The 12,533-nt window shown below is 63.6% G+C and carries 14 protein-coding genes; 12 read left to right on the forward strand and 2 right to left on the reverse strand.

Translation table 11 applies throughout. The features are described from left to right. The first annotated feature begins 134 nt into the window (after positions 1 to 134). Positions 135 to 524: a response regulator gene (locus LOKVESSMR4R_RS01625; protein ID WP_087206013.1), complete on the forward strand. Its 390-nt coding sequence runs from the start codon at positions 135 to 137 to the stop codon at positions 522 to 524. Here LOKVESSMR4R_RS01625 and LOKVESSMR4R_RS01630 read toward each other — a convergent pair. After that, the gene (locus tag LOKVESSMR4R_RS01630) at positions 490 to 1,464 is read right to left on the reverse strand and encodes a glutathione S-transferase family protein (RefSeq protein WP_087206014.1); all 975 of its coding nucleotides are present in this window, start codon (positions 1,462 to 1,464) and stop codon (positions 490 to 492) included. The genes LOKVESSMR4R_RS01625 and LOKVESSMR4R_RS01630 overlap by 35 nt on opposite strands. Before the next feature lie 333 nt (positions 1,465 to 1,797). Between LOKVESSMR4R_RS01630 and LOKVESSMR4R_RS01635 the strand changes: the two genes are divergently transcribed. The 7 genes from LOKVESSMR4R_RS01635 to LOKVESSMR4R_RS01665 all read left to right on the forward strand — a co-directional run bounded on the left by LOKVESSMR4R_RS01635 (position 1,798) and on the right by LOKVESSMR4R_RS01665 (position 8,755). After that, positions 1,798 to 2,979, forward strand: coding sequence for a sirohydrochlorin chelatase (locus tag LOKVESSMR4R_RS01635; RefSeq protein WP_087206015.1), 1,182 nt, complete (start codon positions 1,798 to 1,800; stop codon positions 2,977 to 2,979). A gap of 17 nt (positions 2,980 to 2,996) precedes the next feature. Then, on the forward strand, positions 2,997 to 3,632 hold the full coding sequence (locus LOKVESSMR4R_RS01640; RefSeq protein ID WP_204248704.1) for a precorrin-8X methylmutase: 636 nt from the start codon (positions 2,997 to 2,999) through the stop codon (positions 3,630 to 3,632). After that, on the forward strand, positions 3,625 to 4,827 hold the full coding sequence (gene cbiE / locus LOKVESSMR4R_RS01645; protein ID WP_087206016.1) for a precorrin-6y C5,15-methyltransferase (decarboxylating) subunit CbiE: 1,203 nt from the start codon (positions 3,625 to 3,627) through the stop codon (positions 4,825 to 4,827). The genes LOKVESSMR4R_RS01640 and cbiE overlap by 8 nt, the downstream gene beginning before the upstream one ends. 162 nt (positions 4,828 to 4,989) lie before the next feature. Further along, the gene (gene cobI / locus LOKVESSMR4R_RS01650) at positions 4,990 to 5,691 is read left to right on the forward strand and encodes a precorrin-2 C(20)-methyltransferase (RefSeq protein ID WP_087212374.1); all 702 of its coding nucleotides are present in this window, start codon (positions 4,990 to 4,992) and stop codon (positions 5,689 to 5,691) included. Then, on the forward strand, positions 5,682 to 7,493 hold the full coding sequence (gene cobJ / locus LOKVESSMR4R_RS01655; protein ID WP_087206017.1) for a precorrin-3B C(17)-methyltransferase: 1,812 nt from the start codon (positions 5,682 to 5,684) through the stop codon (positions 7,491 to 7,493). The genes cobI and cobJ overlap by 10 nt, the downstream gene beginning before the upstream one ends. 42 nt (positions 7,494 to 7,535) lie before the next feature. Then, positions 7,536 to 8,306 (forward strand): precorrin-4 C(11)-methyltransferase, encoded by a 771-nt coding sequence (cobM, locus tag LOKVESSMR4R_RS01660; RefSeq protein ID WP_087206018.1) that lies wholly within the window; start codon positions 7,536 to 7,538, stop codon positions 8,304 to 8,306. Between the two features lie 95 nt (positions 8,307 to 8,401). Next, positions 8,402 to 8,755, forward strand: coding sequence for a hypothetical protein (locus tag LOKVESSMR4R_RS01665; protein WP_087206019.1), 354 nt, complete (start codon positions 8,402 to 8,404; stop codon positions 8,753 to 8,755). Positions 8,756 to 8,761: 6 nt separating this feature from the next. Here the strand turns inward: LOKVESSMR4R_RS01665 and LOKVESSMR4R_RS01670 are convergent, their stop codons facing one another. Continuing rightward, positions 8,762 to 9,934 carry a MalY/PatB family protein gene (locus tag LOKVESSMR4R_RS01670; protein ID WP_087206020.1) on the reverse strand — a complete coding sequence of 391 codons (1,173 nt, stop codon included), beginning with the start codon at positions 9,932 to 9,934 and terminating at the stop codon, positions 8,762 to 8,764. 98 nt (positions 9,935 to 10,032) lie between these two features. Here LOKVESSMR4R_RS01670 and def (LOKVESSMR4R_RS01675) point away from each other — a divergent pair, with 98 nt between their 5' ends. From def (LOKVESSMR4R_RS01675) to fmt, 4 genes are read left to right on the forward strand one after another with little or no spacing between them, the layout of a single operon-like run. Beyond that, complete coding sequence (gene def, locus LOKVESSMR4R_RS01675) at positions 10,033 to 10,554, forward strand: peptide deformylase (protein ID WP_087206021.1); 522 nt, start codon at positions 10,033 to 10,035, stop codon at positions 10,552 to 10,554. A gap of 4 nt (positions 10,555 to 10,558) precedes the next feature. After that, positions 10,559 to 11,017: a peptide deformylase gene (gene def, locus LOKVESSMR4R_RS01680; protein ID WP_087206022.1), complete on the forward strand. Its 459-nt coding sequence runs from the start codon at positions 10,559 to 10,561 to the stop codon at positions 11,015 to 11,017. Continuing rightward, the gene (gene def / locus LOKVESSMR4R_RS01685) at positions 11,014 to 11,523 is read left to right on the forward strand and encodes a peptide deformylase (RefSeq protein ID WP_087206023.1); all 510 of its coding nucleotides are present in this window, start codon (positions 11,014 to 11,016) and stop codon (positions 11,521 to 11,523) included. The genes def (LOKVESSMR4R_RS01680) and def (LOKVESSMR4R_RS01685) overlap by 4 nt, the downstream gene beginning before the upstream one ends. A gap of 15 nt (positions 11,524 to 11,538) precedes the next feature. After that, complete coding sequence (gene fmt / locus LOKVESSMR4R_RS01690) at positions 11,539 to 12,438, forward strand: methionyl-tRNA formyltransferase (protein ID WP_087206024.1); 900 nt, start codon at positions 11,539 to 11,541, stop codon at positions 12,436 to 12,438. Positions 12,439 to 12,533: the final 95 nt, after the last annotated feature.

The raw sequence follows: 12,533 nt of genomic DNA on the forward strand, positions 1-12,533 counted from the left end.
GATCCGCAAGGTCAGTCGAAAGATACTATCTTTTGACAAGATAGTATGTTCGTGGATGATGGGTCCGCGCTTGGGGACGGCTGGCCCCCCGTCATCCGGATTCGCCGGAGAACCAGCAAGGATCGACCCAATACATGCATGTTCTGATCATTCATGGCAATGGCGGGCTTGCTGCAATCTGGCAGCGGCATCTGGAAATGCTTGGTGCGCAAGTCACGCAGGCGCCGACCAGCGCGGCGGCGCTTGGCGCGCTGGAAACAATCGGTTTCGACGTCATCGTTTTGGATGTGATGCTGGACGGCGGCAGCGCGCTGGCGGTCGCCGATATGGCGCAGTTTCGCCAACCATGGGCCAGCGTGGTCTTTGTCACCGATACGACCGTTTTCTCTGACGGCTCTATTTTCGGCTATAGTGGCAATGCGCGCGCTTTTATCCAGACCGCGACCCCGCCTACAGACCTGGCCGCGATCGTCTATCATTACGGCGGTCTTAGCTCCGGCCGTGCGGCGCTGAAAGATCGATGACCGGGTTGATCGGGATGATCCGGTTCGGATTGATCGTGTCATGGCTGTAATGATAATGCCGCACGATATGATCCATATTCACCGTCGCAGCCACACCCGGCACTTGGTAAAGGTCGCGCAGATAGCCTGACAGGTTTGGATAATCCGCGATCCGCTTGCGATTGCATTTGAAATGCAGGTGATAGACCGGATCGAACCGCAACAGCGTGGTCCAGAGCCGCCAATCCGCCTCGGTCAGCCTATCGCCCATCAGATAGCGGGTCTTGCCCAGCCGGTCTTCGAGCCAGTCGAGGCTGTCGAACAGCGGATAGACCGCGTCTTCATAGGCTTGCTGCGTGGTGGCAAAGCCGGATTTGTACACGCCGTTATTGACCGTGTCATAGATCCGGTCGTTCACGGGGGCGATGGCGTCGCGCAATTGCTCGGGCCAGTAATCATCAGTATTGCCGGTGATCCCGTCAAAGGCTGAATTGAACATGCGGATGATTTCCGACGATTCGTTGGACACGATGGTTTCGCGCTTTTTGTCCCATAGGATCGGCACGGTGACGCGGCCGGTCATATCGGGCAGGGCGCGCAAATAGATCTCGCGGGCGTAATCATAGCCGAACAAAGTATCGCCGGTCGCGCCCTTGTCGTCCTTTTGAAAGGTCCAGCCATCGCCCAGCATATCAGGATGCACGGCAGAGATGCTGATGTGATCCTCCAGCCCTTTGAGGCTGCGAAAGATCAAGGTCCGGTGCGCCCAGGGACAGGCATAAGACACATAAAGATGATACCGCCCTGTTTCTGCGGCAAAGCCACCCTCGCCCGAGGGTCCGGCAGATCCATCCGCCGTGATCCAGTTGCGAAATGACGCGACACTGCGTTCGAATTTGCCGCCGGATGTCTTGGTATCGTACCAGACGTCATTCCAGACGCCGTCAACCAATTGGCCCATGATGATGCTCCTTTGTTGGCCCCGACCTAACCGCTTGGCGGCAATGAACCAAGCCGAATGATGGCGCAGCGATGGTGCGTCTGCGCACAGTGAGGCGCATTGCCGGGCAGGTCGTCTCACGCCCGCTTTGCGTCGCTTAACCGTTTGCCCCCTCTGCATGGGACGTCTATACCGCCCCCAGACGACGCCCTTACAGGGCCAGAGCGGTTGGAGACAGCGCGGTCGACCCAAACGGGGACCAGCCTGTCGCATCGTCGCACCCGTGGCTTGCGGGTCTCTGGTCGTATTGGGCACAGAAAACGCGGTCAACCGCAAGCGGCAAGGGAAAACGGCATGAAAACAGGCGTGATGATTTGTGGCCATGGCTCGCGCAGCCAATCGGCCGTTGATGAATTCGCCGTGCTGGCGGAAAAGCTGCCGGCCTATCTGCCAGACGATTGGATCACCGATTACGGCTATCTGGAATTCGCCAATCCGGTGATCCGCGACGGGCTGGACCGGCTGCGCGCAGCCGGTTGTGACCGGATTCTGGCGGTGCCGGGGATGCTGTTCGCCGCGATGCATGCCAAGAACGATATCCCCACCGTGCTGAACACCTATGCCGCCAAGCATGGCATCAGCGTGAATTATGGCCGCGAATTGGGCATCGACCCCAAGATGATCGCCGCCGCCGCTGGCCGCGTGCAAGAAGCCGTGGACCGCGCCAATGTCAAACACGGGCCAGTCGCGCTGACCGATACCTGCCTTGTCGTCATCGGGCGCGGGGCCTCTGACCCTGACGCCAATGGCAATGTCGCGAAAATCGCGCGGATGCTGCAGGAAGGCATGGGCTTTGGCTGGTGCGAAATCGGCTATTCCGGTGTCACCTTTCCCCTGGTTGAACCCTGCCTGCAACATGCCGCAATGCTGCCTTACAAGCGGATCATCGTCTTCCCCTATTTCTTGTTCTCGGGCATCCTGATCGACCGGATCTACGGGTTCACCGATCAGGTCGCCGCCGAACATCCGGGCATCCAGTTCGTCAAAGCCGGCTATCTGGGCGATCATCCCAAGGTGCTGGAAACCTTTGCCGAACGGATCCTGGAACAAGACAGCGCCACCCCGCCGCCCAATTGCGGCATCTGCGGGTATCGCGCGCAGGTCTTGGCGCTCGAGGATGGCCACAGCCACAAGATCAGCGCCGCCGACCGCAGCCATCCGGCCTTTGGCGCGGTGCCGCCCGCAACTTGCGTTTTGTGCAAATACCGCACGCAGGTGCTGGGCTTTGAATCCGAGGTCGGCGCCGTGCAGGAAAGCCACCACCACCATGTCGAAGGCCAAGGCGCCAGCGCGCCGGGGTCGAACGTGGCCGATTGCGCGCTGTGCGATACGTTCTGCACCGGCATGTGCCGCCTGATCGCGCAGGACCATCACCACGATCACCACCACCATGACCATGACCACCACCACGCGCCTTACCCCCATGCCAAACACCCGCATGGACCCGAAAGCGCGCGCAAGACGCTAAAGCGTTGAGCGGGAAAGGTATCGCCTTGCGCCCCTATGAAACCGACCCCAAGGCGATCTATGCGCAAAGCTTTGCCACCGTGCGGACCGAGGCGCGGCTGGACCGTTTCGCGCCTGCGCTGCATCCGCTGATGACGCGGCTGATCCATGCCTGCGGGATGGTGGAAATCGTCGACAGGCTCGCCTATTCCGCGCAGGTCGCCGAGGCAGGGCAAGCCGCCCTGCGTGCGGGCGCGCCTGTGCTGTGTGATTGCGAAATGGTCGGCGCGGGGATCATCCGGCGCTATCTGCCTTCAGGGAACGAGGTGATCGTGACGCTGAACGATGCATCCGTGCCCGCGCTTGCCGCCAAGATCGGCAATACCCGTTCCGCCGCTGCCGTGGAATTGTGGCGCGACCGGATCGAGGGCGCGGTGGTCGCCATCGGCAATGCGCCCACGGCGCTGTTTCACCTGCTGGAGCTGCTGGATGCGGGCTGGCCGAAACCGGCGGTGATCCTTGGCTTTCCCGTGGGTTTCGTGGGGGCGGCAGAAAGCAAGGCGGAACTTGCCCGCGATGCGCGGGGCTGCGATTACATCGCCCTGCGGGGCAGGCGCGGTGGCTCGGCCATGGCCTCTGCGGCGGTTAATGCTCTGGCAGCGGGATTGCCCGAAGATGTCTGATCCATGGCTGCATATCGTCGGGATCGGCGAGGATGGCATGGCCGGGCTTTTGCCCGCCACCCGCGCCGTGGTCGAAGCGGCCGAGGTCATCATCGGTGGCGACCGGCACCATGTGCTGGCCGAAAATTTAGCGGCAGAGCGGTTGGCATGGCCGCATCCGTTTGATGCGCTGATCACGACGATCAAGGGGCTGCGCGGGCGGCGGGTGGTCGTGCTGGCAACGGGGGATCCGTTGTGGTTTTCCGTCGGCGCAAGGATCGGGCGCGCGATTGATCCGGCCCAGATCGTCTATCACCCGCAATTATCGGCCTTCCAGCTGGCGGCGGCGCGGATGGGCTGGTCGCTGCCGGATGTCGAAACACTGACCGTGCATGGCCGCCCCGTGGAACAGATGATCGCCTTCATCCAGCCCGACGCGCGGCTGTTGATCCTGACGACGGGGGCTGAAACGCCCGCCCAGATTGCGGCCTTTCTGACTGCGCGCGGCTTCGGGCAGTCGCGCATGACGGTGCTGGCCGCGATGGGCGGCAAGGACGAGGCGCGCTTTGACGGGCTGGCCGAAAGCTGGGCGCATGAGGTGCCGGCCTTCAACACGCTGGCGGTTGACTGCATCGCCGCCCCTGATGCCGCGCTTTTGCCGCGTGTGCCGGGGCTGGCGGATGAGTTGTTTCAATCCGACGGCACCATGACCAAGCAAGAGATCCGCGCCGTGACGCTCGCCAAGCTGATGCCGATGCGCGGGGCGCTTTTGTGGGATATCGGCTGCGGCTGCGGCTCTGTGGCCATCGAATGGATGCGTGCTGCGCGCTATGCCCGCGCCATCGGGATCGAGCCGCGCGCCGATAGACGCGCCTTTGCCGCGGCCAATGCGCTGGCCTTGGGCGCGCCGAAACTGGAACTGATCGACGGGCTGGTGCCAGCGGCGCTTGATGGATTGGACGCCCCCGACGCGATCTTCATCGGTGGCGGGCTAAGCCGTGTGACATTCGAGGCCGCTTGGGCCGCCCTGCGCCCCTTGGGCCGGTTGGTCGCCAATGCGGTGACGCTTGAAAGCGAGGCCGAACTGATCGCCTTGCACAAGGCCTATGGTGGCGATCTGGTCAAACTCGCGGTGCATCGGGCCGAACCTGTTGGGCGGCTGACCGGCTGGCGGCCATTGATGCCGGTCACACAATGGAGCCTGGTGAAAAGATGATATGCATGGACAGGAAGGAATGATCATGCCTCTTGATCTTTGCGACTTCTTTTTTCCAAAAATACTCCGGGGTGAGGCGCGCAAGCGCCGAGGGGCTGCGCCCCTGAAGCGGCTCCGCCGCTTGCCTCCGGCGGGGATATTTGGGCTCGGAAGATGGGTGAAATGACGGGCGTGCTTTATGGCGTGGGTGTGGGACCCGGTGCGCCTGACCTGATCACCTTGCGCGCCGCGCGGCTGATCGCTGGGGCCGGGGTCATCGCCTATCCGACATTGGCGGGGGCGGCGAGTTTCGCGCGTGCGATCGCGGCCGATCTGATCGCGCCTGCCGCCCGCGAGATCGTGATGGATGTCCCGATGAGCGTAGAGCGCGCGCCCGCGCAAGCCGCCTATGACGCCGGCGCGGCAGAGATCGCGGCGGCGCTGGATGCGGGGCAGGATGTGGTCTGCCTTTGCGAAGGGGATCCGTTCTTTTACGGGTCTTTCATGTATCTGTTCGCGCGCTTGTCGGGGCGCTACCGCGTCGAGGTTGTGCCGGGTGTGACATCGATCACGGCATGTGCGGCGCGTGCGGGCAAGCCACTGGTGGCGCGCAATGAGCGTTTGACCGTCTTGCCCGGCCCCTTGCCGCAAGATGAATTGCGCGCCCGCATCGATGGCGCGGAAAGTGTCGTCATCATGAAGGTCGGCCGCCATTTGCCCAAGATCCGCGCGGTGATTGCGGATCTGGGGCTGACGGAGATGGCGGTCTATGTCGAACGCGCCACCCTGCCGGACGAGGTCGTGTTGCCTTTGGCTGATGCGCCCGAACGCGCACCTTATTTTTCGATGATCCTGCTGACCAAAGGGGCTGATCCATGGCTGTGAAACCGGTTGTTCTGACGCTCTCTGCCGCGGGCGAGGAGGTGGCGCATCGTGTCGCCGCTGTTCTGGGCGCGCAGGTGCATGGTCGCGCAGGGCGCGTCGCGCAGGCGGATGCGTTTTTCCCCAATGCGCTGGATCACGCGCGCGGTCTGTTTGCGGCGGGTGTGCCTATCGTGGGGGTTTGTGCGGCTGGTATCCTGATCCGTGCCGTCGCACCCTTGCTGGCGGACAAGACGGCGGAACCACCTTTGATTGCGGTGTCCGACGATGGCGCGGTGGTGGTGCCTCTTTTGGGCGGCCATCGCGGGGCGAACCGTTTGGCGGCGCAGATCGCCGACGCGCTGGGCGCTGTGGCGGCGGTGACGACGGCGGGCGATGTGGCGCTGGGCGTGGCGTTGGATGAACCCCCCGCAGGCTGGCGGCTGGTCAATCGCGCGGATGCCAAAGGGGCGATGGCAGCGCTCTTGGCGGGGGGCGGGGCGCAGGTCGTGGGCGAGGCAGCTTGGCTTGCGGATTTGCCCAAAGGCGATGCCGTCCGCCTGTCCGGCACGATGCAAGCGCAGCCCGATCTGGGCGCGGATCATCTGCAATTCGCGCCGCAGCGTCTGACACTGGGTCTGGGCTGTGCGCGTGATTGTCCCCCGGCCGAGATGGCGGCTTTGGTGGCCGAGGTGCTGGCCGAGGCCGGTGTCGCGCCCGAGGCGGTGCAATCCGTCAACACGATCACGCTGAAGGCGGATGAGCCGGCGATCATCGATCTGGCGCGGGCGCTTGATGCGCCTTTGCGCCTGTTCGAGGCGCCAGAGCTCGCGGCATTGACCCCGCGTCTGGCCAACCCGTCCGAGGCGGTTTTCGCCGAGGTCGGCACCCATGGCGTGGCCGAGGCGGCGGCACTGGCGCAGGCGGGCGCGGAGGCGACATTACTGATCGCCAAGCGCAAGACCGCGCATGCGACCTGTGCGCTGGCGATCGCACCCACCCCGATCACTGCGCTGGCGGGCCGCGCGCGCGGGCGGCTATCCGTTGTCGGGATCGGGCCGGGGCAGGCGGCATGGCGCACGCCCGAAGTCTCGCGATTGGTGGCCGAGGCCGAGGAATTGGTGGGCTACGGGCTATACATCGATTTGCTCGGGCCTTTGGCTGTGGGCAAGCAGCGGTCGGATTTCCCGCTGGGGGGCGAGGAGGATCGCTGTCGCTATGCGTTGGAACAGGCAGGCCAGGGCAAGAATGTGGCTCTGGTCTGTTCGGGCGATGCAGGAATTTACGCGATGGGCGCGCTGGTGTTCGAATTGCTGGATCGCAGTGCTGACCAGATGGGCGTGTCAGATGCCGCGCGGCGGGTCGAGGTGATCTGTTCGCCCGGTGTCAGCGCCTTGCAAGGGGCGGCGGCGCGCGCGGGCGCGCCTTTGGGCCATGATTTCTGTGCGATTTCGCTGTCGGATTTGCTGACGCCGCGCGGTGATATCATCAAGCGCTTGCAGGCCGCCGCCGAGGGCGATTTTGTCATCGCCTTCTACAATCCGGTGTCGCTGCGCCGTCGCACCCTGCTGGCCGAGGCGCGCGATATTTTGCTGCAACATCGCCCTGCCGATACGCCGGTGATGCTGGCCTCGTCGCTGGGCCGGCCGGAAGAACATATCCGCTATCGCCGTCTGGATCAGCTGGATGTCGACGAGGTCGATATGCTGACGGTGGTGCTGGTGGGGTCGTCGCATTCAAAGCTGGCGCAGCTGGGAACCGGGCCGCGCATGTATACGCCGCGCGGTTATGCGCGCAAGATTGATGGCGATCTGGCGGCAGGATGACATATTCCGCCTGCCGGCGGGAGTATTTGGGGAAAAAAGAAGATGACGGTCTATTTCATTGGGGCAGGCCCCGGCGATCCGGAATTGCTGACGCTGAAAGCGGCGCGGGTGATCGGGGCATGTCCGGTCTGTCTTTATGCCGGATCGCTGGTGCCCGAGGCTGTTGTCGCCTGCGCGCCTGCGGATGCGCTGGTGATGGATACCGCGCCGATGACGCTGGATGATACCCATGGCGTGATATTGGCGGCCCATGCCAAGGGGCAGGATGTGGCGCGGGTGCATTCGGGTGATCCGTCGCTTTATGGCGCCATTGCCGAACAGATCCGCCGGTTGAAGGCGGATGGGATCGATTACCAGATCATTCCGGGTGTGCCGGCCTATGCCGCGGCGGCGGCGGCGCTGGGCACGGAACTGACCGTGCCGGAAGTTGCGCAATCCATCATCCTGACGCGGATGTCGATGAAATCCACGGGCATGCCTGCAGGCGAGACGCTAGAGAATTTCGCGCGGTCCGGGGCCACGCTGGCGATCCATCTGGGCATCCGCGCGCTGCGCGAGATCGAGCGGCAGCTGGTTCCGTTTTATGGCGCGGATTGTCCGGTGGCGGTGATCTACCGCGTCGGCTGGCCGGATCAGATGATCCTGCGCGGCAGGCTGAGCGATATTCATGCCCAGGTCCGGGCTGCGAAAATCACGCGCACGGCGCTGATCCTGGTGGGACCGGCACTGTCGGAAAACCACGGCTTTCCGGATTCCGCGCTTTATGATGCCGCCAAACCGCATGTGCTGCGCCCGCGCGTCAAGGCGGATTGACTGGCGCGTGCCTGCATCACGCTGCGCTGCGGCGGATCGCGTTACTTGATTTTTACCTTTCTGTGCGCAGACTTAGCGCATCAGGGGGGATTCGAATGTATACGTTTTTACCGGAAGCCGTGCGCCAGGGATTGGAAGATGCCCGCAAAGCCGCCTTGCGCCGCAAGGACAGGTTGTCGGTCTGCGATGGTGATGCAACCTATCGGATCAGGCGGTTCTGGGACGGTGGATTTGCGCTGGATCTGAAAGGGTCCGACAAATTGCGCGGCCATGTGGATATCTATGATGGCCCCCGGCATCTTTACCAATGTCTTGTGGTCTCTGCCGTCGCGGATGACGAGGAACGCGTGTTCGAGTTCAAATGGCTGACCCCTGTCGCCGACCGTCCCGCCGCCGATTTCGTGCAGCCCGATTTCGTGCCCGCCGCCCTGATCGAAAGCCGCAATTGACGCCTGTCACTGCAGGTCGCGGAAGGCCTGTTGTAGCCGCTGCACCGCCTCTTCGACCACATGGCGTTGGGTGGCGAAATTGATCCGCATGAAGCTTTCGCCACCCGTGCCAAAGGCCGGGCCGGGCGAGACGGCGATTTTCGCATCATCGCGGATGCGCGACACGATCTGCGCGTGATCCATGCCCGTGCCCGAAAAATCCACCCAGGCCAGATAGGTCGATTGCAGCGGCATCGACCAGATTCCGGGGATCGCGCGCAGACCGTCCTGCAACAGGTCCCGATTGGCCTGCAGGTGATCCATTTGCGCATCGGCCCAGGCCGCGCCTTCGGGGGAATAGGCGGCGGTGATCATCGCGATGGCAAGGCTGCCGGGTTTGTAATCCATCATCGCCTGCCAGGCCTGCGCCTGCCCGCGCAGATGCGCATTCGGGATGATCATATTGCCGGTGCGCTGGCCTGCGATGTTGAAGGTCTTGGACGCCGCCGTCAGATAGACGGTATTATCGGCGAAATCGGGGGCGGCCACGGCCATCGGCACGAAATCATGGTCGCGGTAGACCAGATCGTGGTGAATCTCGTCGCTGATCAGTAGCATCCCGTTGTCGCGCGCAAAACCCGCGACGGCGCGCAGTTCATCGCTGGTCCAGACCCGGCCCGAGGGGTTTTGCGGCGAACACCAGATCAGCAGCTTTTCGCGGCCGGTCAGCCGCGCCTTGGCGTCATCAAGGTCAAGCGCATAGCTATCGCCGTCGCGCACCAGCGGGCAGGTGGTCACGACACGGCCCGCGCGGGTGATCTTATGCGCGAATTCATGGTAAACGGGGGTAAAGATCGCGGCCGCATCGCCCGGTTCGGACCAGAGTTGCAGCGACAGCGCGATCGCATTGCCCAGACCTTGGGTCGTGACGATCCAGTCAGGGTCAACGGTCCAGCCATGCCGGTTCTGCATCCACCATGTGATCGCATCGGTATAATCCGTCCCGTCGATCCCGTAGCCGAACACGCCATGGTCGCGGGCCCGGTCGATGGCGGCCAGCACGCAGGGTGCGGTCTGGTAATCGCTGTCGGCGGTCCACATCGCCAGCCCGTCCTGCGGCGAGACCCCAAAGAGTTTCTCCATCAGGTCCCATTTGGAACTATTGGTGTTGCGGCGGTCGATGGGCGTATTGAATGACATGCGCGGTTCCTTTTGCTTGGGCGCAGCCTATCCCGCTGGTGGCGCTGTGCAAGCGGTCCGCGTTGCATTTCTGCCCGCCGCGGCCTAAATGCGCTGGCATGAGTATTCGCCCCATTCTGATTCATCCCGATCCGCGCCTGAAAAAGGTGACAGCCCCTGTTGCATCCATTGATGATGATCTGCGGCGGCTGGCCGATGACATGCTTGAAACGATGTATGACGCGCCCGGTATCGGGCTGGCCGCGCCGCAGGTTGCCGTGATGCGCCGCGTCATCGTCATGGATTGCCAGAAAGATTCCGAGGCGACGCCCGAACCCATGGTGCTGATCAACCCCGAGATCGTCTGGACCTCGGAGACGACATCCGTCTATGACGAAGGCTGTTTGTCGATCCCCGAACAATATGCCGAAGTCACCCGTCCGGCGGAGGTCGAGGTGGCGTGGCTGGGTCTTGACGGCAAGCCGCAGCGCGCCCGCTTTGACGGGTTATGGGCGACCTGCGTGCAGCACGAGATCGACCATCTGGATGGCAAGTTGTTCATCGATTACCTCGGCCCGCTGAAACGCCAGATGATCACCCGCAAGATGCAGAAACTGAAACGCGAAATGGCCCGGGGGTAACGGCATGGCACTGGATTTGCGGTTTGACGGCGATCCGGTGCTGCGTGCCGTGGCAGCGCCCGTGCTGGCCTTCGATGATGATCTGGAACTGCTGGTGGCTGAAATGCTGGCGTCCATGTATGCCGCCCCCGGTCGCGGGCTGGCCGCCCCGCAGGTGGGGGTCTCGCAGCGGGTCTTTGTCATCGACACGACATGGAAAGACGGCGATGCCAATCCGCAGGCTTTCGTCAATCCGCAGATCATGGCACGGTCCGACACCACCGCCACCGGGGTCGAGGCCTGCCTGTCGATCCCCGGACGCAGCTTTGCCGTCGCCCGTCCGACTTGGGTTGAATTGCGTTGGCAGGATATCGGCGGCGCGGTGCAGCAAGGCCGCTTTGACGGGGTCGCGGCGATCTGCATCTGCCATGAATATGACCATCTGGATGGTGTGCTGATCAGCGATATCGGGGTGGCGCAATGATTCATCGCCCTTATGTCCCTTGGCCGCATCCGGTGCTGCGCAGGCCCGCGCAGTCTGTTGCCGCGATCACGGATGAGATCCGCGCGCTGTGGGATGAGATGATCGTGGCGATGGATGAGATGCCCGGCGTCGGGCTGGCCGCACCCCAGTTGGGCGTCGGGCTGGCCTTGGCGGTCGTCGATGCCTCGACCGCGCGGGGGCAGGCGGTGCGCATGGCGAACCCAAAGATCCTGCATAGTTCGGTGGAATTTCGCGACCACGAGGAAGGCTCGCCCAATCTGCCCGGCGTCTGGGCGCGGATCAGCCGTTCGCGCGCGGTGACGGTGCAATATCTGAATGCGGATGGCGCGGTTGAAGACCGCGATTTCGTCGGTCTCTGGGCGACGTCGGTGCAGCACCAGATCGACCATCTGGCGGGTCAGATGTTCTTTGACCGCATGACCAAGATGCGCCGGGACATGCTGATCAAGAAAGCGCATAAAATCGCGGCCAAAACGGCCATCTAAAGCAAGGGAAACGCCATGCGCATCATCTTTATGGGCACGCCCGCGTTTTCGGTCCCGGTGCTGGAGGCGCTGGTCGCCGCAGGCCATGACATCGCCGCTGTCTATACGCAGCCGCCGCGCCCTGCTGGGCGTGGCAAAAAGGACCGCCCGCAGGCGGTGCATCTGCGCGCTTTGGATCTGGGCCTGCCGGTCCGCCACCCTATATCCTTGCGCAACCCCGATGATCAGGCCGACTTTGCCGCGCTGCAGGCCGATATCGCCGTTGTCGTGGCTTACGGGTTGATCCTGCCGCAGGCGGTGCTGGATGCGCCGCCTCTGGGGTGCCTGAATATTCATGCGTCACTGCTGCCGCGCTGGCGCGGTGCGGCCCCGATCCACCGCGCGATCATGGCGGGGGATGCGCAGACCGGCGTCTGTATCATGCAGATGGAGGCCGGGCTGGACACCGGCCCCGTGCTGCTGCGCGAAACGACTGATATTGCGCCCGATGACACGACCGGTGCCCTGCACGACCGGCTGTCCGCGATGGGCGCGCGGTTGGTCGTCGACGCGTTGAACCGCTTGCCCGATCTGACATCGGAACCACAGCCCGAAGATGGCGTCACCTATGCCGCCAAGATCGACAAGGCCGAAGCACGCGTGGATTGGGCGCAGCCCGCCGCAGCCGTGGCGCGCCAGATCAACGGGCTGTCGCCCTTTCCAGGTGCCTGGTGCGATGTGGCGGGCGAAAGGGTCAAGCTGTTGGGCGCTGTCGTGACAGATGGCGATGCCGCCCCCGGCACGGTGCTGGACGGGTTTACCATCGCCTGCGCCACGGGCGCTGTCAGCATCACCAGCGCCCAGCGCGAAGGCAAGCGCGCCATGCCCGTGGCAGAGGTTTTGCGCGGGCTGACCTTGGATGACAGGCTGGCTTGATTGACTGGCTTGATCGGCCGCGCGGGCTGGGCTAGCAATAGCGCGTGGCGATGGCGTCGCTACCTTTGGCTTTGTCCGTCCTGAACGCCGGGACC

The organism is Yoonia vestfoldensis (genome assembly GCF_002158905.1).
GTDB classification, from domain to species: domain Bacteria; phylum Pseudomonadota; class Alphaproteobacteria; order Rhodobacterales; family Rhodobacteraceae; genus Yoonia; species Yoonia vestfoldensis_B.

Coding starts and splice junctions, on each gene's coding strand:
- LOKVESSMR4R_RS01625 (WP_087206013.1), top strand. CDS start 135: ATGCATGTTCTGATCATTCATGGCAATGGCGGGCTTGCTGCAATCTGG.
- LOKVESSMR4R_RS01630 (WP_087206014.1), bottom strand. CDS start 1,464: ATGGGCCAATTGGTTGACGGCGTCTGGAATGACGTCTGGTACGATACC.
- LOKVESSMR4R_RS01635 (WP_087206015.1), top strand. CDS start 1,798: ATGAAAACAGGCGTGATGATTTGTGGCCATGGCTCGCGCAGCCAATCG.
- cbiE (WP_087206016.1), top strand. CDS start 3,625: ATGTCTGATCCATGGCTGCATATCGTCGGGATCGGCGAGGATGGCATG.
- cobI (WP_087212374.1), top strand. CDS start 4,990: ATGACGGGCGTGCTTTATGGCGTGGGTGTGGGACCCGGTGCGCCTGAC.
- cobJ (WP_087206017.1), top strand. CDS start 5,682: ATGGCTGTGAAACCGGTTGTTCTGACGCTCTCTGCCGCGGGCGAGGAG.
- cobM (WP_087206018.1), top strand. CDS start 7,536: ATGACGGTCTATTTCATTGGGGCAGGCCCCGGCGATCCGGAATTGCTG.
- LOKVESSMR4R_RS01665 (WP_087206019.1), top strand. CDS start 8,402: ATGTATACGTTTTTACCGGAAGCCGTGCGCCAGGGATTGGAAGATGCC.
- LOKVESSMR4R_RS01670 (WP_087206020.1), bottom strand. CDS start 9,934: ATGTCATTCAATACGCCCATCGACCGCCGCAACACCAATAGTTCCAAA.
- def (WP_087206021.1), top strand. CDS start 10,033: ATGAGTATTCGCCCCATTCTGATTCATCCCGATCCGCGCCTGAAAAAG.
- def (WP_087206022.1), top strand. CDS start 10,559: ATGGCACTGGATTTGCGGTTTGACGGCGATCCGGTGCTGCGTGCCGTG.
- def (WP_087206023.1), top strand. CDS start 11,014: ATGATTCATCGCCCTTATGTCCCTTGGCCGCATCCGGTGCTGCGCAGG.
- fmt (WP_087206024.1), top strand. CDS start 11,539: ATGCGCATCATCTTTATGGGCACGCCCGCGTTTTCGGTCCCGGTGCTG.